The organism is Gordonia sp. C13 (assembly GCF_023218005.1).
GTDB lineage: Bacteria > Actinomycetota > Actinomycetes > Mycobacteriales > Mycobacteriaceae > Gordonia > Gordonia namibiensis.
On record NZ_JALPSY010000001.1, the window covers coordinates 510,974 to 531,690 of the forward strand.

24 protein-coding genes and 1 tRNA gene are annotated in these 20,717 nt (G+C 62.8%); 12 read left to right on the forward strand and 13 right to left on the reverse strand.

What is annotated here, in order from left to right; genetic code table 11:
* The first annotated feature begins 190 nt into the window (after positions 1–190).
* The 5 genes from M1L58_RS02390 to M1L58_RS02410 are packed head-to-tail and all read left to right on the forward strand — an operon-like array spanning position 191 to position 5,278.
* Positions 191–1,183 (forward strand): glycoside hydrolase family 26 protein, encoded by a 993-nt coding sequence (locus M1L58_RS02390; protein ID WP_248657668.1) that lies wholly within the window; start codon positions 191–193, stop codon positions 1,181–1,183.
* 13 nt (positions 1,184–1,196) lie between these two features.
* Positions 1,197–2,468: a PP2C family protein-serine/threonine phosphatase gene (locus M1L58_RS02395; protein WP_248657669.1), complete on the forward strand. Its 1,272-nt coding sequence runs from the start codon at positions 1,197–1,199 to the stop codon at positions 2,466–2,468.
* Positions 2,465–4,492, forward strand: coding sequence for a glycosyltransferase family 2 protein (locus M1L58_RS02400; protein WP_248657670.1), 2,028 nt, complete (start codon positions 2,465–2,467; stop codon positions 4,490–4,492). The genes M1L58_RS02395 and M1L58_RS02400 overlap by 4 nt, the downstream gene beginning before the upstream one ends.
* On the forward strand, positions 4,492–4,845 hold the full coding sequence (locus M1L58_RS02405) for an STAS domain-containing protein (protein ID WP_006866745.1): 354 nt from the start codon (positions 4,492–4,494) through the stop codon (positions 4,843–4,845). Before M1L58_RS02400 ends, M1L58_RS02405 begins: the two co-directional genes overlap by 1 nt.
* Positions 4,846–4,864: 19 nt before the next feature.
* Entirely contained in the window at positions 4,865–5,278 is a 414-nt protein-coding gene (locus M1L58_RS02410) for an ATP-binding protein (RefSeq protein WP_248657671.1), read from the forward strand.
* Between the two features lie 3 nt (positions 5,279–5,281).
* Here the strand turns inward: M1L58_RS02410 and M1L58_RS02415 are convergent, their stop codons facing one another.
* Positions 5,282–5,716, reverse strand: a complete 435-nt coding sequence (locus M1L58_RS02415) for a single-stranded DNA-binding protein (RefSeq protein ID WP_248657672.1) — start codon at positions 5,714–5,716, stop codon at positions 5,282–5,284.
* Positions 5,717–5,874: 158 nt separating this feature from the next.
* On the opposite strand from M1L58_RS02415, the gene M1L58_RS02420 reads away from it, so the two are divergent.
* The gene (locus tag M1L58_RS02420) at positions 5,875–6,465 is read left to right on the forward strand and encodes a chorismate mutase (protein ID WP_248657673.1); all 591 of its coding nucleotides are present in this window, start codon (positions 5,875–5,877) and stop codon (positions 6,463–6,465) included.
* A 13-nt stretch (positions 6,466–6,478) separates the two neighbouring features.
* Here the strand turns inward: M1L58_RS02420 and M1L58_RS02425 are convergent, their stop codons facing one another.
* Positions 6,479–8,503, reverse strand: a complete 2,025-nt coding sequence (locus tag M1L58_RS02425; RefSeq protein ID WP_248657674.1) for a cytochrome c oxidase assembly protein — start codon at positions 8,501–8,503, stop codon at positions 6,479–6,481.
* Positions 8,504–8,748: 245 nt separating this feature from the next.
* Between M1L58_RS02425 and M1L58_RS02430 the strand changes: the two genes are divergently transcribed.
* The 6 genes from M1L58_RS02430 (at position 8,749) to M1L58_RS02455 (ending at position 12,023) form a co-directional block, all read left to right on the forward strand.
* Positions 8,749–8,821 (forward strand) — tRNA-Arg (locus M1L58_RS02430).
* Positions 8,822–8,859: 38 nt separating this feature from the next.
* Positions 8,860–9,120, forward strand: a complete 261-nt coding sequence (locus tag M1L58_RS02435) for a hypothetical protein (protein WP_248657675.1) — start codon at positions 8,860–8,862, stop codon at positions 9,118–9,120.
* Between the two features lie 49 nt (positions 9,121–9,169).
* Entirely contained in the window at positions 9,170–9,535 is a 366-nt protein-coding gene (locus tag M1L58_RS02440; RefSeq protein WP_248657676.1) for a hypothetical protein, read from the forward strand.
* A gap of 250 nt (positions 9,536–9,785) precedes the next feature.
* The gene (locus M1L58_RS02445; RefSeq protein WP_248657677.1) at positions 9,786–9,980 is read left to right on the forward strand and encodes a hypothetical protein; all 195 of its coding nucleotides are present in this window, start codon (positions 9,786–9,788) and stop codon (positions 9,978–9,980) included.
* A gap of 812 nt (positions 9,981–10,792) precedes the next feature.
* The gene (locus M1L58_RS02450) at positions 10,793–11,362 is read left to right on the forward strand and encodes a hypothetical protein (protein ID WP_248657678.1); all 570 of its coding nucleotides are present in this window, start codon (positions 10,793–10,795) and stop codon (positions 11,360–11,362) included.
* Positions 11,363–11,699: 337 nt separating this feature from the next.
* The gene (locus M1L58_RS02455) at positions 11,700–12,023 is read left to right on the forward strand and encodes a DUF4190 domain-containing protein (protein ID WP_248657679.1); all 324 of its coding nucleotides are present in this window, start codon (positions 11,700–11,702) and stop codon (positions 12,021–12,023) included.
* A gap of 4 nt (positions 12,024–12,027) precedes the next feature.
* On the opposite strand, the gene M1L58_RS02460 is transcribed toward M1L58_RS02455, so the two are convergent.
* The 11 genes from M1L58_RS02460 to M1L58_RS02500 form a co-directional block, all read right to left on the reverse strand.
* A complete protein-coding gene (locus M1L58_RS02460) occupies positions 12,028–12,342 on the reverse strand; it encodes a hypothetical protein (RefSeq protein WP_248657680.1) in 315 nt (104 codons plus the stop codon).
* Between the two features lie 503 nt (positions 12,343–12,845).
* Positions 12,846–13,445, reverse strand: coding sequence for an HNH endonuclease (locus tag M1L58_RS02465; protein ID WP_282578181.1), 600 nt, complete (start codon positions 13,443–13,445; stop codon positions 12,846–12,848).
* 401 nt (positions 13,446–13,846) lie between these two features.
* A complete protein-coding gene (locus M1L58_RS02470; protein WP_248657682.1) occupies positions 13,847–14,593 on the reverse strand; it encodes a hypothetical protein in 747 nt (248 codons plus the stop codon).
* Positions 14,590–14,841, reverse strand: coding sequence for a hypothetical protein (locus M1L58_RS02475; RefSeq protein ID WP_248657683.1), 252 nt, complete (start codon positions 14,839–14,841; stop codon positions 14,590–14,592). Before M1L58_RS02475 ends, M1L58_RS02470 begins: the two co-directional genes overlap by 4 nt.
* A 175-nt stretch (positions 14,842–15,016) precedes the next feature.
* Positions 15,017–15,178: a hypothetical protein gene (locus tag M1L58_RS02480; protein ID WP_248657684.1), complete on the reverse strand. Its 162-nt coding sequence runs from the start codon at positions 15,176–15,178 to the stop codon at positions 15,017–15,019.
* Positions 15,179–15,464: 286 nt separating this feature from the next.
* Complete coding sequence (locus tag M1L58_RS02485; protein WP_248657685.1) at positions 15,465–15,935, reverse strand: hypothetical protein; 471 nt, start codon at positions 15,933–15,935, stop codon at positions 15,465–15,467.
* 261 nt (positions 15,936–16,196) lie between these two features.
* A complete protein-coding gene (locus M1L58_RS02490; protein ID WP_248657686.1) occupies positions 16,197–18,194 on the reverse strand; it encodes an AAA family ATPase in 1,998 nt (665 codons plus the stop codon).
* 60 nt (positions 18,195–18,254) lie between these two features.
* A complete protein-coding gene (locus M1L58_RS23575; protein WP_374112643.1) occupies positions 18,255–18,428 on the reverse strand; it encodes a helix-turn-helix domain-containing protein in 174 nt (57 codons plus the stop codon).
* 132 nt (positions 18,429–18,560) lie between these two features.
* The gene (locus M1L58_RS23580; RefSeq protein ID WP_374112646.1) at positions 18,561–18,899 is read right to left on the reverse strand and encodes a DUF3102 domain-containing protein; all 339 of its coding nucleotides are present in this window, start codon (positions 18,897–18,899) and stop codon (positions 18,561–18,563) included.
* Positions 18,800–19,342, reverse strand: coding sequence for a helix-turn-helix domain-containing protein (locus M1L58_RS23450; protein WP_308221781.1), 543 nt, complete (start codon positions 19,340–19,342; stop codon positions 18,800–18,802). Before M1L58_RS23450 ends, M1L58_RS23580 begins: the two co-directional genes overlap by 100 nt.
* A 9-nt stretch (positions 19,343–19,351) precedes the next feature.
* Positions 19,352–20,449 (reverse strand): tyrosine-type recombinase/integrase, encoded by a 1,098-nt coding sequence (locus M1L58_RS02500; protein ID WP_248657688.1) that lies wholly within the window; start codon positions 20,447–20,449, stop codon positions 19,352–19,354.
* Positions 20,450–20,717: the final 268 nt, after the last annotated feature.

Consider the following 20,717-nt stretch of genomic DNA (forward strand, 5'->3'; position numbering starts at 1 on the left):
CGGTGACCCTGCCCGCGGATCGTCGGTGCTCATTTCGCCGGATATGGCACAAGATGTGCGATCTGTCGTAACAATGGATTCTTGTCGGCCGGAGCCGACGCGGGTCGATCGGCGTGTGGCGATGGTCCCGGATGAGAAGAACAGGGTCGTCGAGCACCGCGCGGCACTGGGGCATCGTGATGGGAGTGTCATGCCCCCGGTGAGCAGATGGACCGTGATGACGGTGGTATTCGGCGTGATCGCCGTGTCGATCGGCGCGGTCGGCGCGTGCTCCGCCGATCCGCGCGTGTGCCCCGCCGGCATCACCCCGCTGTCGGGTCCCCCCGGCCCGTGTCTGCGGTTCGGGATCACCACGCCGAACGGGCCGCTCGAACCGGCCGATGCCGCGGCCGTCGCCCGGGTGACCGGTGTGTCCCCCAGCATCAACCTGTTCTTCGAGGACTTCACGGCCATCCCACCGATCGCCGCGCTGAACGCCGTGGTCGGGGCGGGTGCCGAGCCGATCGTCACCTGGGAACCGTGGCGGCATCTCGGCGACGGCACCTACGACCGGACCGCGTTCTCGATGGCGTCGATCGCCGACGGAACACACGACGACCACCTCTACCGCTGGGCAGACGAACTGGTCGCCTGGGGTTCGACGGTGTACCTGCGGTTCGCACATGAACCCAACGGCGACTGGTACCCGTGGAGTCCCGCCGGTGGGACGTCCCCCGAGACGTACATCGCGGCCTGGCGACACGTCCACGACCTGTTCGCGTCGAAGAACGCGGTGAATGTGAAGTGGGTGTGGGCGCCGAACGTGCCCATCTCCGATGCTCCCCTGTCCCGCTGGTATCCCGGCGCCGGCTACGTCGATGTCCTGGGCCTCGACGGCTACAACTGGGGCTCGGTTCCCGGCCACCGATGGACATCGCCGGACGACCTCTTCGACTCCTCGCTCGACCAGCTGCGCGAACTGGCGCCGGACAAGCCGATCCTCGTCACCGAGGTCGGGTGCGCCGAGGCCGGCGGCTCGAAGGCCGACTGGATCGCCGATCTCGTCGACTACCTCGACGATGCGGACGGGGTCACCGGCTTCGTGTGGTTCGACCACGACAAGGAAGCGGACTGGGGCCTGAACAGCTCGCCGGAAGCGGGCCGGGCGATGGCCCGCGCGCTGGAGGAAGTGGGACTGCGTTGAAAGGAGACACACGGTGACGGGGGTCGAAGTGGAGAGACCGGGTCGGGTCGCGGTGGACGAGACGCACGCGCGGATCGACCCCGACGTCGAGGAGGCACGTCTGCGGGCGGTGGAGCAGCTCAACCTGCTCGACTCCGACCCTGAGGACCGGTTCGCGCAGATCACCCGCATGGCCAAGGCGGTGTTCGGCGTCCCGATGTCGACGGTCTCTCTTCTCGACCGGGATCGACAGTGGTTCAAGGCGGTCGACGGCATCGAATTGCAGAACCAGCCGCGCGAGCAGACCGTGTGCCAGGTGACGGTCGCTCGGGCCTACACACGTCCCGCCGACCCGGCGCTCATCATCGAGGACGTGTCGACGATCCCCTTCTTCGCGGAGATCCCCCAGATCGGCGGTGAGGGTGGAATCCGCTTCTACGCCGGGTATCCGCTGTACGGTCCCGGCGGTCACCCGGTGGGAACCTTCTGCGTCTACGACACCCGGCCCCGGCAGCTGACCGCCGACCAGTTGGCCGCGTTCCGCGAGCTGGCGGCCTGGGCGCAACGCGAGATCGAGAACTCCGATGACCTCGAGCGCGCCGCGAAGGTGCAGCGTCAGCTGCTCCCACCGCCGCTCGGGGTCGTGCCCGGCTATGCGATCGAGGCGACGTGCCTACCCGCGTTTGCCGTGGGTGGCGACTTCTACGACCATTACCGCTGTCACGACGGACTCGTGTTCACCGTCGCCGACGTCATGGGCAAAGGTCTGGGGGCGGCGATCCTCACCGCGACCGTGCGGTCGGCGATGCGCGCTGCCTCACGCGCTTTCGATGCTGTCTGCGTGGATACCCCAGAACACGATCTCGGCGAGGTGGTCGAGACGGTGGCGGCGCAGCTCGCCGAGGACTTCGCGGGCACCGAGACCTTCGCGACGCTCTTCCACGCGCGGCTGCGGACCCGAGACGGTCACATCGACTACGTCGACGGTGGGCACGGCCTGGCGACCGTACGTCGCTCTGACGGCCACTGCACCGTCCTGCACGGCGGCGGACTCCCCATCGGCATCCTGCCGGAGGACACCTGGCGGTCGGCCGCAGTCGATCTCGGCCCCGGCGACATGCTCGTGATCGCCTCGGACGGCCTCCTCGACCTCGTTGCCGGCGGCGACGCGTTCGAGCTCCTCCGAATACTCTCCGGCACAAGCACTCCCGCCGCGGTGCGGCGGAAGGTCGAGGAACTGGTGGCCAGTCTTCCTCCGGTCGACGATGTCACGCTCGTCGCGATCCGGCGGGACGATGCCGGGTGAGCGAGAGCCTCGAGGAGTCCACCCTCGCGCGGACCGCCCCGTCACCGTGGTTGCGACTGCTCATCGTCGTGGCCGCCGTGCTCGGCCTCAACTACATCGTGTGGCGCTGGCTGGCATCGGTGAACTGGGAGGCATGGTGGATCGCCGTACCGCTGGTCGTCGCCGAGACCTACAGCCTCATCGACTCGCTGCTGTTCGGGCTCACCATGTGGAAACTGCGGCACCGTCCCGACCCTCCGCCGCCACCCGCGGACGCAACGGTCGACGTCTTCATCACGACCTACAACGAACCGATCGACCTCGTGATGAAGACCGCGCTCGCCGCCAGGGCCATCACCTACCCGCACACCACCTGGATTCTCGACGACGGTGACCGCGCCGAACTCGCCGAGGCCGCGCACGCGGCCGGCGTCGGTTACCTGACCCGGTCGTCGAACTGGCTGGACAAACCGCGACATGCGAAGGCGGGCAACCTCAACAACGCGCTGATGCAGACCGAGGGCGAGTTCATCCTGATCCTCGACGCCGACCAGGTTCCCGAACCTCAGATCCTCGACCGCACGCTCGGCTACTTCCACGACGAGAAGATGGCCCTGGTCCAGACCCCGCAGTACTTCGTCAATGTGCCGCCCTCGGACCCGCTCGGATCGCAGGCACCGCTCTTCTACGGGCCGATCCAGCAGGGAAAGGACGGCTGGAACGCGGCCTTCTTCTGCGGCTCCAACGCCGTGCTGCGACGGGAAGCATTGATGCAGCTCGGGATCACGCAATACGTCACCGCCGTCGAGGACGGCGTCGACCGTGCCCTGCGCACCGCGCGGACCGTGCTCCGCAAAACCAGGCGTCGCGTCCGCGACAACGCCCCGGCACTCGCCGCACTCGACCGGGTGGATGCCGCGGTCAAGGAGGCGCGGACGCAGCTGAAGAACCGGGAACCGCTGGCCGACATCACGTACCGATTCCAGGCGCGGGTCGACGAGGCCGCCCGCGGACTCGTCGACGCCGATGTCGAGGTGATGCGTGCCGACCTCGAGGCGATCGAGGCCCTCACGGAGTTCAGCGAGCAGGAAGCAGGCGCCGGGGCACTCGACTTCGACGCACTGGCGGTTCTGGCCGATCGCGAGTGGTCCCCGCTCGGCGCCATCGAGTCGATCCGTGCGCTGGTCGCGGCGGTCGATGTCGGCAGATCCGATGAGGCGCAACCGATGTTGCCGCTCGCGACGATCTCGGTCACCGAGGACATGGCCACCTGTATGCGACTGCACGCCCTGGGGTGGAATTCGGCGTATCACCACGAGAACCTCGCCTACGGTCTTGCCCCTGAGGACCTGAAAACGATGCTCACCCAACGCCTTCGGTGGGCTCAAGGCACCATCCAGGTGATGCTGCGAGAGAACCCGCTGGTCCAGAAAGGACTGACCGTTGCCCAGCGACTCATGTACTGGGCGACGATGTGGAGCTACCTGGCGGGCTTCGCGGCGATCGCCTACATCGCCGCCCCGGTGGTGTACCTCGTCCTGGGGGTTCTCCCCGTGCAGGCCTACAGCTGGGACTTCTTCCTCCGTCTCATCCCGTTCCTGGTGATCAACCAGGTGCTGTTCCTCGTGGTGGCCAGAGGCACCCCGACCTGGCGGGGACAGCAGTACAGTCTCGCGTTGTTCCCGGTCTGGATCCGGGCCTGCACCACAGCGTTCCGCAACGTCTACCTGAACCGGCCCTTGGGCTTCGCGGTCACGCCGAAGACGAAGCAGTCCCAGGACGCGTTGCCGTGGCACCTCGTCCGTCCACAACTCGCCGCGATGGCCCTCCTCGTCGTGGCGTCGGTGATCGGCATCGTGCAGTTGTGGCGGGGCGCGATCTCCGTTCTGGGCGTGGGCGTCAACCTGTTCTGGGTACTGTTCGATCTGGTGATCCTCAGCGTCGTCATCATGGCGGTCCGCTACCGCGGTCACGACGAGACCACTGCGGCCGGTACCACCGCGAACGACTCCGCCGCCGACAGCTCCACAGACGAAAGGCCATGATGACGACCTTCGCAACCCGCGCCGTGAACGGTGACGCCGTGGCGATCACCCCCGCCGGCCGGCTCAACATGGTCGCGGCCCCCAAGCTGCGCGATCAGTTGCACGAGCTCGTCGGCGCCGGATCGTCCCGGATCGTCGTCGACCTGTCCGGGACCGACTTCATCGACTCGTCCGGTCTCGGAGCGCTCGTCTCCGGGCTGAAGGTGGCGCGGCAGGCCGGTGGAGATCTGCGGATCGCGGCTCCCACCGAGCAGGTCGTGACCGTCCTGGAGTTGACCAATCTCAATCGGGTTCTGCGCGTGCACGAGTCCGCGGACTCCGCGTTCGGCCCGGCCGCGGAGACCGTCGAATGAGATCCGCCGGATCACCGTCATGACCGAACAGACGGGGACGCGCGAACTCGAGGAGATCACCTCCGACGACACCCTCGAGCACGTCCACGCGCTCCTCGCGGACCTGTTGCGCGCATGCCCCGTCGGCGACATGGATGCCATGCAGTTCGAGCTCGCCCTGGCCGAGATCGGCGCGAACATCATCGAACACGCGCGGGACGGGAGCACGGTGCACCTCCGCCTCGAGGTCGAGGTGACCCCGGACCGGATCGAGGCACGTTACCGCGATGACGGCCATCCGGCTCGCGTCGACCTCGACACCGTGAGCCTGCCCGAGGATGTCGCCGAACGAGGACGCGGACTCGCCATCGCCGTCAGGGTCCTCGACGAGTTGTCCTACCGCCGCTCCGACGGACACAACCTTTGGCGGCTGGTCCGCAACCGGACCGCGTGACCCTCACGCGGCCGTCTGGGTTTCCGCCTTGTCTGCGGCGGCGACCGGAGGTGCGGCCGCGACGTCTCGCTCCGACGACGGCGTGCCGCGGTAGGTGACGATGCAGCGACTCAGGTCGAGTCCCACGGCGACGGCGGTCATCTCGAGGTCGGAGCGGCGCGACCCGTCGGCCGTCGGGTACTCGTTGGTCTTGATCTGACCGTGCGCCATGACGGGCCTCCCCTTCGCGATGGCGAGGCCGACGCCGGCGAGGAGTCGGCGCCAGCAGCTCACCGTCAGATACAGCGTCGGTCCGTCCACCCACTCGCCGCTGCGCTTGTCGATGCGGCGCGAGGTGCAGGCCACGCGGAACGAGATCACGTCCTCGCCGGTGGTGGTCTGGCGTCGGCGGGGCTCGGACACAACGGTTCCGATGACGGTCGTGTACGTCTCAAACATGGTCGTCTCCTACTGGTGTCGGCCACGGGAAGTGTGGCCGCATCAGCATCTCCCCCGGCGTGCGTCCGAGACGGGGACCTGATCGGGCTGTGGAGAACTCTCCGAGGTTTACCCACAGATCGCCGGTACCTCTGGCGTTTCGCCCATAGGATCGCGATATGCGACTGCGAGGGTTCCTGGTGGGTCTGATGGCGGCCTCGACGTTGGTCGCGCCACCCTTGTCCACGCCACCTCTGTCTGCGGCGGCGCCGTCCCCTGCTTTGTCGGGCTTGACCGACGCGGTCGCCGGGCGCCTCGCGCTGGCCGACGCGGTGGCCGCGTCGAAGTGGGCATCGGGCGCCGCCATCGACGATCCCGCGCGTGAACAGGTCGTCCTCGACACCGTGTCTCAGCTCGCTCTCGACCGGGACCTCGACCCCGCCTACGTACGCAACGTGTTCCGGGATCAGATCGAGGCGAGCAAGACGGTCCAACGAGGGTTGTTCGCCCTGTGGGAGTTGCCCGGGCAGTCGGCCCCGCCCGCGACACCGGATCTCGGTCCGGTCCGTGCGGCGATCAACGAGTTCAACGTGGCGATCGTCGACGAACTCGCGGCCTCACGCGACGTCGTGACGACCCTGCGCTGCCCGTCGGAACTGGCCGTGTCGAGTGCTCGGTCCGCCGCCGGCGCCGGTTTCGACCCGCTGCACGTCGCCGCCCTGGCCCAGGCCGGTGAGTCCGTGTGCGCGGTCTCGACGGGATCGAGCTGAATCCTGTTGGAGCTCAGCTGCGTTTGTTGAGTTCCTTGAGCATGTCGTTGTAGTTCTCGAGCTCGGCGTCATGGTCGCGGGCCGCGTTGCGGTCGTAGCGTTTCGCCTGCCGGGTGTCGCTGCGCTGCCACTGGACCAGCAGGGCCAGCATGATGACGACGAGCGGGATCTCGCCCGCCGCCCAGGCGATTCCGCCACCGGCGCGCTGGTCGTCGAACAGGTTGTAGGTCCACGGCAGGTTGAGTCCGCGGTAGTAGTTCTCGGCGATGACGGCGGTGGTCATCATGAGGGCCACGCCGAAGAAGGCGTGGAACGGCAGCGAGCCGAGAACGATGCCGAGCTTGGCTACCGGTTTGACCTGTCGTGGTGCGGGGTCGATGCCGATGACGAGCCAGTAGAACAGGTAACCGCTGAGCAGGAAGTGCAGGTTCATCAGCAGGTGCGCCGCGTGGTACTCGACCACCGACTCGTACAGGCCGCCGAGGTAGAGGATGTAGAAGCTGCCGACGAACATGATGGCTGCGATCAGCGGATGCGTCAGGAAGCGCGACGGCCCCGAGTGCACGCCGGCCTGAATCCACTCGCGGGGTCCGGGCGGGTTGCCGCGACCGGCCGGCGGGAGTGCGCGCAAAGCCAGCGTCACCGGGCCGCCCAGCACCAGCAGGACCGGGATCATCATCGACATCAGCATGTGGGCGATCATGTGAATGCTGAACATCGCCGGTGCGTACCGCCCGAGGCCCGACGAGGTCGCCAGGAGCAGCAGCACACATCCGAGAAGCCACGCGAAGGTGCGGCCGATCGGCCAGTCGTCGCCGCGGCGCTTCAGGCGCACGACGCCGCGGATGTACACGACTGCCAGGACGATCGCGGCGAGACCGAAGATGAGGTCGAAACGCCAGTCGGTGAAGAAGCGGAGGAAGGTCGGCGGACCGTCGATGTCGTAGCCGATGGCGTTCTCGACCGGGGAGACGTTCGCGGTGTCGAGGGCCGGCGGCGGGGTCCGGCTGAGGCCGACCGCGAGACCGAAGGTGGCCGCGAAGACAGCCAGTTCCACGAGTCCGAACCGGACGAACAGCGACGGCCGCTCCTCCGAGTCGAGCTGGGCGATGGTCACGCGGCGGTGCCACGCACCGAGAGCGCCGAGGACGACGAGCGCCGCGAGCTTGGCGATGACGAGCTGACCGTAGGTGTCGGAGAAGAGCTGATCGAAGGGCACCCGAACGGCGGCGTTGACCACGCCGCTGAGGCCGACGACGATGATGCACCAGAACGCGACGCGGGAAAAGCGTCGGACCGCCAGTGCCCGCCACCGCCCGGACGCGAGCGCGTAGACGACCACCGCGGCGAGTCCACCGAGCCACAGCGTCGCACCGATCAGGTGGAGGATGAGGCTGTTGGTGGCGATGTCGTGGTTGCCGCCCGACGACGAGTGACCGGCGAGTGCCGACGGCATCAGGCTGAAGATCGTGAACGCGATGACCGCGACTGTCGGACCCCACTTGAGGATCGTCCGCGCGATGATTGCCGCGACCAGCGCGAACACGGCCGTCCAGAACCAGGTGCGCACCTCGGCGACCTGGCCGTAGGCGTTGATCAGGTTGGCCGGTTTGATGGCCTCCGACAGCGGCGAACCGCTGACCTCCGACGCCGACAGCGGCATCAGCAGCAGCGCGCACACCGACCAGACCAGCGCCGACGACGCCGCGATCCGGATGGCGCGATAACCGCCGACGTCGAGCACGTTGTCGGACTGCGGCGGCACGAAGAACGCTGCGAACACCGCGCAGCCGAGCGCGATCGCGGCCGCGAACTCACCGATCGCGGTCAGCGTCGGCAGGCCGTAAGTGGTGAGCGGGCCGGGGTCGGGGACGCCGGTCAGCTTGAGCGCGGTGGACGCGGAGACGGCGGTGACGGCGATGGCGACGATCGCGGCGAGCCATCCCGACGCCCAGAGGACCGCGGTGACGACGCCGCGCGGTTCGTTCATCGCGTCGCGGTTCTGATCCGGCGTGGCGGACGTCGACGAGCGGGTCATTCCTCAACTGTAGGTCCGGGCGTCGACGACACACCCTCCGACCTGGTCAGCCCGTGGTGTGCGGCACACCTGCGGCGGAGCCGGCGCCATGTCGTAAACTCCATGTGCCCGACGCCGCGTGTCTGATGTCACGAGCGTCGACCAGCCTCCGTAGCTCAGGTGGATAGAGCAAGGGCCTTCTAAACCCTCGGACTACGGCGGTCAAACTGCAAAAACGCATTCGGCATGTAGCAGAATGTGGCAACGCCTCCGTAGCTCAGGGGATAGAGCAGCTGCCTTCTAATCAGCTGGTCGCAGGTTCGAATCCTGCCGGGGGCACAAGAACGGGTGTTCACCCAACACGAAAGGTGAACACCGTGACAGACACCACCACTCTCAGCGCCACCGAAACTCTCATCCGCCACGCCTGGGACCTCTACGACCAAGAACCCACCGCCCCTCACGCAGACTCGCTCCGTACCGCTGTCTGGCACTTGGAGGAAGCCGTCGACTACGGCTCTGAGGCTCTCCCTCGGCGTGGCCGCGAGGTCGTCCAAGCACTCACGTTGGCGACTGGCGACGAGGTCGACGAACTGCTGGCACCCATGCCTGGTGTCTCAGCTTGGCTCGGACTCTGAAACCCCCAGATATCAACGACTTTCACACTCCACAGAAGGATCACAAACCATGACCACCCTCACTGCCCTTGCCGCACTCTCAGAGACGAACCGACGCAATGCAGAAACGTTCGCAGCCGTCGCACAGCAGCTCGGCATCACACCGCAGCTTCTCGCAGATCGTGAGTCCGTCACTGTCTATTGGTCGACGCGCCCTGTCGGCACGATCAACGTCGTTGTCGAATCCTCTTACCGACTGGAGGACGGCATCCTGGAACACGGCATCTGTGTGGACGGCAGCGCGGACGGCGACCTGATGAACATAGAGGGGGCCGGCGAGTACGTCACCGCCTTCACCGAAGCCCAAACCCTGTTGCGGCAAGTGACCGAGGCCATCACGGCATCTACGCGCGTCAACCTGTTGAAGTCCGCGTAGATCGACCACATACAACAGAAGCCCGCCCCGTGGCGCGCCCCTGAGAGGGGCAGCGCGGGGCGGGCTTTGCTTTGTAGTGCCTTCCATGGAACCGATCGGTCGGTGTGGCCCAACGCGGACAACAGGCGCACAGTCGTCCAGCCAGACGCTCAGCATCCACGTCACGTACGTCTTCTACACCAACACCACAAACGTCGACTTTCACTACTCGACACCGAGCACAAGCTTCACACAGCACGATCGACGTTTCGTGAACAAGACCGACAAGGGGAACTTTTACTGGAAGACCAGTTACGCGACCCCGGACGAGTACGACTTCCCGATGTCGTGGATATCGACCAACAGCAGCAGCAACAACGCCTATGTGCAGTGCGACATCATCGTGGACGGGCGACGTACAGCGATGCAGCGTGGCTACGGCCCATACGCCTCGGCCTTCTGCTAAAACACCACTGCATAGTTAGCGAATCGTTCGGTTAGCGAACGAACTCCAGAAACCTGCCATTTTTGCAGCCGGTCCGCGACAAACCGGGTTGCGACACGCCCGAACGCGCCACGATCTCGAAATTTCTGCCTACCTGCAAAAATGTGCCAGATCTAGCGCCTACTACGGATTGTGGTAGTCCAAACTCCTGCCCCCTACATCTAGTCTTTGAGACACCAGAGGGCACGACGCTCCATCAGGAGGGCGAACCTTGCCAGACGGAGCATCGTGCCGGTGCGCATCTAACTTTGAAGGGGAAGATGCATCGGCCACGGTACTACCCACGGTCGCACCACTCACAAGGAGTGGGCGAGTTCGTCTGCCCCTGGTGCGAAAAGAAAGAAGGTGAGGGCAATGGCAACGAGCCGTCGCACCTCCACCCACACCAAGCGTGTGGGACCTGTCCGGGTACGTGTCACCACGACCACCACCACGACGACCGTTCGGCGGCGTCGTGGCTAGGGGTCGGGGTAAGGGCACGGTCGTCCGCAGTGCAGTGACGGGGCGTTACGTCCCCAAGTCACGCGCTAAGACGAATCCGCGCACCACTGTGACCGAGCGTCGCAAATAGGCCGCACCCCAACAGGTAAGGCGGGGCCAATCCATCCAGACAACGGATTGGCCCCGCCCTCTTCCCATTTGAACGAACAGAGAACAGAGAAGTGCCCGACGTTGAACCATGGCTAAGCAACCGGCGTAACGCGGCGCTCACCGCCGGAGCGGCCGCGAGCCTAGGCCTAGCAGCGATCACCGCTTGGCAATTAGGCGCGGACATGGGCACATTCCCGTCCTGGTTGACACTCCTCGCGGCCGTCGGCGCATTCGCCAGCGTGTTTCTAGCGTGGCGCACACTGGTCGCGAACCGCGAAAACCGCAGAGAGGACGAGGTATTACTTGCGCGGCTACTCACTCCGCGTCTAGTCACAGCCCACCCCAACGACCGAATCGTCGTGACTGTAACGCTGCGCAACGCGAGCCATCTGCCCTTCCATCAGATCGTCGTCGAGGGCGTGACTTATGGCGACACGGGTTGCCAGCAAACAGAATCCCAGCGACAACATGAACGAGTAGCCGCCGAACGGATGCACCTGCCTCCTGGCGAGGACTTCGACTCCGTCTGGGTCGTGCCCGACCCCAACACCCCATTCGACGGGCAGGACACGCAAGTCTTGTTCCGTTACCTCGACGGCAATGGTCGGCGATGGCGTCGATACACGTTCACCGAGCCAGAGCGCATCCAGCCGAACCCAGTCACTCCGGAGGACAAGCAGCACTTCAACTCCGCGATGAACGCAAGAAAACCTAACGGTACTGGACTTCTAGACCCAAGTATCTGGCACTAGTCAGCCCCACAACGCCAGGCGTGTCGTCTAGCTGGAGGATTAGCACACCAAGTGCGTGCCATTTAGTTCACCACTTGCGCACTATGCGTTCTATGCCCGACTACTGCGTCAACGACAAGGCCCAACCCAACGGCGACCACGAGGTCCACACCCTGAACTGCGCGTACGTGCCCTCATTCGTGAACCGGACAGCCCTCGGCACACACGTAACATGCTTCGGTGCGCTCAACTCCGCGCGCCGCATCCTCGCGCAGGTCGACGGCTGCGTTCATTGCTCCCCGGCGTGCCACACGAGATAGCGCCGTGCGCAGCACTCAGACGCTGAAACCTCGATAGCATGCCCTCTGTCCGCCGAGAAGGCTCACGTGTCGTCCTCAACCCAACCGAAACACCGGAGGTTGAGACGAGGAAGCCCGAAGAGACGACGAACCTGTGCGCCTGCATTTCACTGTTCGCCGCCCTCCTCGGCCTCATCCCCGTCACCATCGTCTTCGCGCTCATTGCGCTGTCCGAGAGCAAACGCCGACCCTATGAACGCGGGGCAGGCATCGCAGTCTCTGCGCTACTCATCTCCGTCGTACAGATCACCGTCATGCTCATCGTCTTGTGGAAACTGGAGCTTCCCCCGTTCGGAGGATGGATCGACCAATACCGAGTATGAGAGCTCAGCCTCGCGGCGACGCAGAACGCCAATTCCACACCGCGTTCAACAACATCGCAAACTGTTCATGATCCACATCGACATCAACCTGGTCGAACTCGTGCACCGCAACAACCACACCAGGCGACAACACATCACCATCCACAAGCCTTGCAGGATCGACAAGCACCTCACTGAAATCATCGACAGCGACAGCGACACAACCAAACTCAGTCTCCAACGTCTTCCACAACGGACAGGCAGTCGCCGACGCAAACTGTAGAGACCAGTAGTGGGCGAACACCGCATCTGCCGGCACAACCGCAGCCCACAAAGTCATCGGCAACGGCTCCCCCGTCGTCACGGGCAACGTCGACTCACACCGGCGCGGGTCCATCGCCCACGACAACCCCACCCGCCAATCGACTGCCATCCGATACACCAACACAAACTCAGGGCACTCACGGGACACCACACGGTCACCCCACACAGCCCGGTATCCGACCCGTCGTAGCTTCCGCCGCCAATCCCGCAACCCAAGCTCAGAAGTCGACTTCGACACGTACCCCCGGACCACCTCCACAGCACGCCGGTCCTCAACCCCCGGCAGTGACTTCCGAAACCGTTTGTAAAACGCCAAATCGGTCTCCACCACCGGACCATCGACGCCAACGCCATCCTTCGCGAACGACGCCAACACTGCACGAGTCGCTGAATCCATCTACATCTCTTCCCACTCAAAGGGTGGGGGTACCCCCACCCGCCCATTCCGCCTGCCTTCAGCAACCCAAGGCGGCTTTACACGCGGGGCCGGAATGCCCCTAAGGGCCGCATTTTCGCAGCTCACTGGGTTTCACTTTCGTTTTCGAGCTTTACAACGCTTTCGAGGTCCCAGCCGGGAAGGAACGGTGTCCAACCGATTCTCTTGGTTCCATCCTCGTTCCATTCAGAATTTCCGTCCCACCCCATTGGAACCCATGGCCGGAGCTTCGATTTTTGTTCCGGCGTCCAGTCGGTTATGTCGATTCCGTGAAATATGTGCGGAGTTTTCGGCCGGGTCTGTTGAACGGGTTTCCGTTGGCTCGGTTTCGTCGCTTCCGACAGTTCCCTGTGCTTTGCGCGGGCTATCTGAGCCTGGGCAAGTCCTTCGATCAGCTCCCTGAACGCCGCCCGCTGCTCAGGTGTGGCGAAATCACTGATTGGGCGGTCCTGCCTCGCCGTGTTGCAGACGTTGTGAGCAGGTCGACAGTCAGCGAGGTCGAATTCGAGTCCGCCAGCAGCGATCGGGGTCACGTGGTCGATGGCACGCGAGTACGGAAGTTTGCCCTTCAACGTGACATCCACGGGGTGACCGCACAGATGGCAGATGGCACCTGATGCGTGTCTCGCCCAGAACTCACGCCTCAGTCGGTGCCATTTACCAGAGGTCGAACGGTTAGCCATGCTCGTCTCCAAACTCGCGGACGCGGAGAGTGTCGGCGTGTCGGTACCGACCCGAGTTGATCCACGACGAGCGCTCGTGGGTGGCCTGCAATGCCCGCCCCTCGTTCCAGGGATCGCCGCCACCGACCGGGTCAGGCCTTTCGACTACCGATACGTGTTCCGGTTCAGGTTCGGTCTCACCACTGTCGGGTAGGTGCCGCGTGGCCTCCAACGCTGCGGCGAGGATCGGATCGGAGCAGTACCGTCGGCCCGTCTCGACGTCTTCGAGTGCTGCGCCGATGATCGGGTCGGGATGCCACTCTCGCCCATCCCGGCGATCCCTCCAGATCTGGGCAAGCTGCGGATCGTCGGGGCACCCCTGGCCGCGTTCCTCTGTGGCAGCAATTGCGGCCTGTACGGCATCATCGAACATGCTCAGCAGCCTCGTCGTCTGCGGCGCGAACCTCGTCGATTTCCGCCTCGTTGCACGGGACCCAGTCCACCCGGCCAAGCGCCTCTGCGAAGAACTTCCGGTGCGGGGGCATCGTGGCTGAGCCCATTGCGCCGTGCGGGTGTTTGGCCAGCAGGTAGCCGCCTGTGTCGCGCTTCGGCTCGAACAGCAGCCGATCTCGGCGTAGCTCACGGATTGCGGTCAACAGTTCGGCACGTTCAGCGGCCAAATCCTCTACCGCCGCCCACTCTGTTGCCAGCCCCGCACGGATAGCGGCGCTCGCGTCTTCGAGCGGTCGAACCTTCGGCTCCAAAACTTCCGCTTGTGTACGGATTTCGTCGAAACGAGCATTGAGTATCGCCGGCAACTGGTCGCGCTTTGACAACAACAGGTTCCACGCAGCGGTAGCCGACTGGGCGTACACAGCTTCGGCGACGTGATCGATAGCACGGGGGTCGAACAGTTTCGAAGCCAATTGCGCAACGGTGGCGTCATCAACAGGCTTGCCCTTGTCGATCAGTGCCGCGACTTCATTCTGTGCGATCTGTGCTGCGACGGCTTCTGAGTTGGCGGCGAACGCTTCAACCCGGTGAGCCTGTTCGACAAGTGCGCTAACTGTGGCGGATTCCTTATCGGAGAGAACGCCCAATCCGTTGAGGGCGTCGAGGTTTCGCCGCACTGCGCGGATTCGATCGGAGTGGTGACGGGTATTAATCATGAGTTTTCCTTTTGCAATGTGGTGACGCCGGTGAGCACATCGACGGCGCTGGTGAGGGTGTCGGCGGCATGCTTGTGGTCGATGAATGCCAGCGTTTCTACGAGGTCACGCAAGAGCCTCGCAGCTTCTTGTGGTCGGAGTTGCGCCGCTAGTGAGATGCCGCCGTCTGGACGGGAAATGGCGAGACGGACCTCGTTTTGCCACATGCTGACGCCGACTTTGGCGCCGACAAAGACTGCTCTGGCCATCAGTCCTCGTCTCGTTCAATGGCAGGCTGTTCGATTTCGCGCCGGATCAGCTTGTATAGATCGGGAAGATGGCTGCTCGGGAAGTCGATCCACGAGACGGGCCCGTGCTCGATTAGAACGACATCCTGGAGGTCGCCAATGCGCTTGAGCGTGAATCGATCAGATAGCCTGCGGCTCACTGCTTTACCCACTGAGCTGGCGTGCAGGCGTCCGAGGAGAAGAATAGCTTCCCAAGCTCCGGTTCCTCGGCGTCGTTCTTCTTTTCAGGCTGTTCAATCCTGATTCTGATCTCACTACACCCTTTTCCGGTTGTCAGCGAGAAAGTCATTTCAGTCATAGTGTTATTCCTTCATTCCTGGCCTGTGTCGTGGGATCGTTCGTCCCAGCGTTTGACCCTGCCGGCGGGTTCGCCGATGTGTCCACGACCTGGACCTGGCGCGATCGGCCTCTCCCGATACCGTCGCATCTGTTCCTGCGCCGCATTAAGGAGGTCGTCGACGTCCACCCACCAGTCGGGGAAACCTCCGGGCCTGTCAGCTTTCAAATGACCGCGAGTCACCCAGTCGCGGAGAGTGATCGGACTTCGCCCACACAGTTTCGCGGCTTTGCTCAGGTGGACTCGTTCACCCAACAGCGGCACCCCGATTGCCCTGGCGAATCTCGGCGAAGCGGTCCCAGTCGCGTGTCAACGCCGCGGACTCAAGTTCGGAAACAAGGATGGAGACGACGTTCTTTGATGCGCCGGCGCTTTGCCTGACCGCCCACCGCAGCGAATCCGTCACGAACACCTCATCGCGAGTATCCCGCACACAGGATCGAATATCCTCACAAATCCACTTCGCGTGCACTGGCCGGGTCGCTGTTCTCATCCCAATGACTTTTCCGGCCGGATTCCTCCAGCACGGGATGCCGGTTAGGTCCAAATCGACTTCCTCGGCGAGTTTGCAGATCGTGGCGAACAGTTTGTCGGCGGCGGCGAGCGGAATGTCGCGAATACCGCGAATCGACATCGCATCTTCCCTCAACGTGACCAAGATTTCGGGAATTATTTCTACGAGCTGGTCGAGTTTCAATGCGTTTAGCGGATCAGCCACTACTCCCAAACCTCTGCGCTTCCGGTCTGCGCACGCCACATCTCTCGCTGAGCGTCAACCCACTCCGAACCTTTACCATCCTCGAAAAGAGGGCGAGGCTCATCCGCGATGATGGCAAGGATTGTTTCCGCGAGTTGACGAGCCTCATTACGATCGACGAAAATGCGGTGGCCTGCCTGATCTACGATGCAGCCTCCGTTTTGTCGGCGCAACACATGGACGGCAGATTTCTTATTCCCGCGTGTAGAATCCAGAATCATCTCATTTACCACCAAGTTGACAGTTCAAGCAAAGGGTTTCGTTCTCGACCGCAGGATCGCCGCACTCGCAGAGATCGACAGGAATCAAGGGAATGGGCTCATCGATTGGAAGATGACGCCCAAGATGACCTGTTTCTTGCGTGATGTCATCTATAGCATCTATGTCATCTTCATTCTTTTCAAAGATGACATCAGAAAACCCCTTCTGACCTGCAAGGTTATATAGATTACTTAAATTTGCATATAGAGGTTTTTTGTCATCTATAGCAGCGTCATCTATAGGAGAACCCTCTTCAGTCGATTTATCCCATGGCCATTCCTGGCTTGGAAGTCTCCACACCCACGGTCCAGTCGTTGATCCCGGTTCCCGCTTCACAAACGCCTTCATGTTTTCCGGCCGTCCACACACGTTTCGGTGAGCATTCCGCAGTTGACGGTCCGAGTACCCTGCTTCGCCGCCCACCGCGTAAACGTTCACTGCCGGTTGCGGCCCATTCTTCAGGAACCTCGACAACCAGCCGCGTGGTGAATCATCCTCATCCGAACCCTCGTCCCGACTCCGATTCAACAGATCATCGACGGTGGTTGTGGTGTCCTCGCCGAACACGACCCGCCCGACCTCGGTCGCGTCATCGCCCACCGGCACCGTCACTGTGACGAACGAGTACGTCAATGAGCGCGGTACTGCGACCAGGTTGCCTTTGACATCGGTTATCACACCGCCGCCGGTAGAATCGTCCCGAGCAAACCCGAGAACCGAGCGCGGCACATCTGTCCACGCCGTTGAGCCAGTCACCAAGAGGCGAGCTTCACGTCCAGTTCCCTTATTGAAGTGCGCAATACCGAGTACGACCGCGCCGAGGTCATCGGCCAGACGGTTCAGGCCTTCGAGAAACGGACGGATTTCGTCCTGCTTGTCGCCGGACTTGTTACCAGCCTTGAAGGAAGTGACGGCATCGAGGACCAGAAACCGGATTTGGTTGTCGCTCATGAGGTCCCGGAGTGCGGGGAGGTCGTCGGGCAGCGACAGACGGGCATCGGTGCCCTCCTCGGTCACTTCCAGAAAGTGCACTTTTGTGCAGTCAGCGCCGGCCGCAACCAGCTTCGGCTTGACGTGGCGGCTTCGGGATTCCTCCGAATGCAGCCAGAGCACGTGCCCGCCGCGTCTTGTCTCAATGGCCGCCCACGCTGCCGCAGCAGTGGACTTGCCAGCATTGCCGCGACCTGCGAGAAGAGTCAGCGAGCCGGAAGGGATCAGCCCCGGCTCCCACCACTGAATCTTCTCGATCTCGACTTGATCTGCGTTCACGAGTGTCAACCTCCGGCCTCGCGGCGTCGGATCGGCGGGAATGAAGTCAGCCACGCCGTAACCAGCAGCAACATGATCGGCAGCATCCTTACCGACTTTTGCCTTAACAAACCGCAAGGATTCGGCAATCGGCCCGACAAGTTCACGGATTTGATCAGCCCACCTCTGACCGGGAGCGTCATCGTCCACGACAGCCACGACAGGTCGCCCCGACAACGGGGACCAGTCCGCTTTACTTGGATTCTGTGCACCCATAGCGGCGGACACTGCCGGGACGCCGAGCACAGTCGCTAGCGCGTCAGCATCCTTTTCCCCTTCGGCCACGTACACCGTTACGGTGAGGTCGGGTAGTCGGTCTGCGCGATAAAGGGCACTGCCCTCGGTGTTTCCCGACTGCCTAAACTTCTTGTCAACCGAGCGATGAACAACACGCCCGTCCGGGTAGCAGTAGTCCACTCCTCGCTTGTTGTCGTAGAGGTCAGCGGTTGTCAGACCCACCGCTGCGAGAACATCTTCAGTGCGGTCCCCCGCAAAGGAGTGAATTAGCGTGCAGCCTTGCGTCCTAGTTACCGACACCGAGCGGTCTTGTCCGCTGTGGCCCGGTCCTTGGCAGAACGCCTGGTTGCCCTTGTCGTCGACATATAATCCGGCGTTACGAAACGCCTCAATAACACCCGCATATGAATCCATGAGGATTCCCCCAATAGCAAAGTTTCCCAACCGCCCAGCCCACCGGGCGGCAAACATTATTTAGTCGATCGGCGTGAACAACGCCTCAATATCGTTCGGATGGATAAATAGGCGACGACCCCTACGAATCGCCGGGAGGATTCCGTCTCGAATTTTTGCGCGCACTGTCAGTTCCGAGTACCCAGTCCGTTTCGCCACCTCGGGCACATCGAAGTACTCATCAATACTCGTCATCAGGTTGCCTTTTCGATAGTATGTTCGATCATGATAGAAAGCGTATACCTACAATGTAGTTCGATCTTTAACGTATAAAAGTGATGAATAGTAATTCATAGTGGTTTATAGGGCCGAAAGTCCCACATGGAATTAACCACCAGCACAAACGCGAACACCGCGACGAATAAAAATCCAGAAACTCGAATGTTTGACGGCTTCGCGGATGGAAAGGTCCGGGTTGTTGTCGAGCAAACTATTCACGCGTGAATAGTTCTGCGCGAGCGTCACGTACCGGCTTGCAGTCGGTTGCGACCCTTGAAAATTCGCTTTGACCCACGGCAACCACTGCCCATGCGGAACCAAAGACTTCGCCGCTATCAGTACCTGGCCTACACGACGGGTGTCGCTAGACGGTCCAGTTCCGCCGCTGACACCCTCAACAGCTTCGGCCCTACCCTGTACCCGGTCAACCGTCCTGACGCCACCCAGCGGCGAATGGTGCGCCCGGAAACGCCAACAATCTGGCCGGCCTGCTCAACACTCAAAAACTTTTGTCCCACAACAACTCCACACGGCTTTAGACCCCTGTAGGGGTGACTTTCGGTTTGGGGTGTTCGTGGGGTCGGAGCCAACACAATCTTGGGGCTTTCCGGACACGGCGCGACGAACCTCGAAACCATACGACAACGGCATGACAGATCGGGCGAACTGTCATACCCAATTTGTGGAGATTTGCCCCTTTGATCGCAACTGCGACACGCGGGGCCTCGATGAAACGGTGCTAAGTGCGGGATCAACACGTGCGCCTCGAACTGGACTTTTGGGTCGGCGTAACTTGCGGGCGTTCCCCTTGCATCGAGTCGCGCACCTGGTTGACGAAGAGTAGAACTCGATGGCACCCAGCTAACAGAACTCCTCACCGAACTACCCATACGTCACGATCAGCCGAGAGCCGCCCTGACCGCATCGTGTTGAGAACCCGCCAGCCGTGCGTACTTCTCCGTCGTCGCGATCGACTGATGCCCGAGGAGCCGTTGCACCTCCTGAATCGGAATACCTGCCTGAACAAGCCACGACGCGTAAGTGTGCCGAGTGTCATGTGGGCGGATGTGGCCCACGTACCTTCGTCGCGCCCCTTCACCTACGGACGCGGCACGGCCAGCAGCATCAAGACGGTGAGCGAACAGAGCACCGTCATACGGCTCCCCAACCGAGTTCGGCAGGATCAGGCCCGACCGGGGTTCCGGAACCTCCCTGAACGGCAGTTTCGGCGGCACACCAAACCCCACCTCATCGAGTCGGGCACTCAGCAGCGCCAGCAGCGACTCCCCCACCGGTATCCGCCGATCGGCATGAGATTTCGTGGGCTTAAAAAACTTGGCAGTCCGGTCGTACGACATCGCTACATGCAGCATGCCGTTATCGAAGTCAACGGCATCCCAGGTCAACGCCGCCGCCTCGCCCCACCGGCAACCTGTACCAATCAGAACATCGAATATGAGCCGGTCAAATCCGTGCAACCCCAACCTGACCGCGTCCGCCTCCGCGCGGGTGAGGAACCGTTCAGGCGAAACACCAGCTTTCGGACGCTTTACTTTGCGGGCAGGGTTCGTCTCCAACGTTCCAGCCACGACCGCAGATTGCAGGACACTCGACAGCAGGTTGACAATCTTTGTCACCGTGGACGCGGACAGCCCGTCGTCGGCCAACTTCTTCTGCCATGCCGCGACCTGCTCGACTGTTACGTCTGACAGCTTCACTGAACCCCAGCGCGGGATGACGTGATGGGTGAGTTTCGATTCGTCTTGGCGTGCCGTGGACTCCTGCACGTTTCGTCCACTGCGCCAGCGCGGAAGCCACTCCGAGACGGTGAGGTTGGTTGTGACCTCCGGGTCGTGCCGTGCAACCCCTTCGGCCTTGTTGGCTTCTGCGAGGGCGCGGTCTTTGTAATGCCATGTTCCGGCTGAGCACTGCTTACCAGACGTGTCGCGGTATACGCCCCGCCACTTTCCGGACGGTAGTTTCTGAACCCAAGCCATGCGCTACACGTTAGCCCGTTCGTGTAGCAACCTGCTGCATTCGGGTGGCAAAAGGTGTCCGGAAGTGACAATCAGCGTGTCGCCGGGTGACTCTCTGAACTGGTATAACTGCCTCGTGTTGACCTCTGGTGACCCAGGGTGGTATGACTTGACCCGAACACCCTTCTAATCCCTAGGTCGCAGGTTCGAATCCTGCCGGGGGCGCTCGCGCCGCGATGCCGCGCCGGATTCCCGCTTGTTCAGTTCCTTCCCGCTGATTGGGCTCGCT

Coding starts and splice junctions, on each gene's coding strand:
- M1L58_RS02450 (WP_248657678.1), top strand. CDS start 10,793: ATGGGCACATTCCCGTCCTGGTTGACACTCCTCGCGGCCGTCGGCGCA.
- M1L58_RS02425 (WP_248657674.1), bottom strand. CDS start 8,503: ATGACCCGCTCGTCGACGTCCGCCACGCCGGATCAGAACCGCGACGCG.
- M1L58_RS02475 (WP_248657683.1), bottom strand. CDS start 14,841: ATGGCCAGAGCAGTCTTTGTCGGCGCCAAAGTCGGCGTCAGCATGTGG.
- M1L58_RS02480 (WP_248657684.1), bottom strand. CDS start 15,178: ATGACTGAAATGACTTTCTCGCTGACAACCGGAAAAGGGTGTAGTGAG.
- M1L58_RS02470 (WP_248657682.1), bottom strand. CDS start 14,593: ATGATTAATACCCGTCACCACTCCGATCGAATCCGCGCAGTGCGGCGA.
- M1L58_RS02415 (WP_248657672.1), bottom strand. CDS start 5,716: ATGTTTGAGACGTACACGACCGTCATCGGAACCGTTGTGTCCGAGCCC.
- M1L58_RS02490 (WP_248657686.1), bottom strand. CDS start 18,194: ATGGATTCATATGCGGGTGTTATTGAGGCGTTTCGTAACGCCGGATTA.
- M1L58_RS02410 (WP_248657671.1), top strand. CDS start 4,865: ATGACCGAACAGACGGGGACGCGCGAACTCGAGGAGATCACCTCCGAC.
- M1L58_RS02420 (WP_248657673.1), top strand. CDS start 5,875: ATGCGACTGCGAGGGTTCCTGGTGGGTCTGATGGCGGCCTCGACGTTG.
- M1L58_RS02390 (WP_248657668.1), top strand. CDS start 191: ATGCCCCCGGTGAGCAGATGGACCGTGATGACGGTGGTATTCGGCGTG.
- M1L58_RS02500 (WP_248657688.1), bottom strand. CDS start 20,449: ATGGCTTGGGTTCAGAAACTACCGTCCGGAAAGTGGCGGGGCGTATAC.
- M1L58_RS23450 (WP_308221781.1), bottom strand. CDS start 19,342: ATGGGTAGTTCGGTGAGGAGTTCTGTTAGCTGGGTGCCATCGAGTTCT.
- M1L58_RS02440 (WP_248657676.1), top strand. CDS start 9,170: ATGACCACCCTCACTGCCCTTGCCGCACTCTCAGAGACGAACCGACGC.
- M1L58_RS02460 (WP_248657680.1), bottom strand. CDS start 12,342: ATGACTTTGTGGGCTGCGGTTGTGCCGGCAGATGCGGTGTTCGCCCAC.
- M1L58_RS02405 (WP_006866745.1), top strand. CDS start 4,492: ATGACGACCTTCGCAACCCGCGCCGTGAACGGTGACGCCGTGGCGATC.
- M1L58_RS02465 (WP_282578181.1), bottom strand. CDS start 13,445: ATGGCTAACCGTTCGACCTCTGGTAAATGGCACCGACTGAGGCGTGAG.
- M1L58_RS02455 (WP_248657679.1), top strand. CDS start 11,700: ATGCCCTCTGTCCGCCGAGAAGGCTCACGTGTCGTCCTCAACCCAACC.
- M1L58_RS23575 (WP_374112643.1), bottom strand. CDS start 18,428: ATGACGAGTATTGATGAGTACTTCGATGTGCCCGAGGTGGCGAAACGG.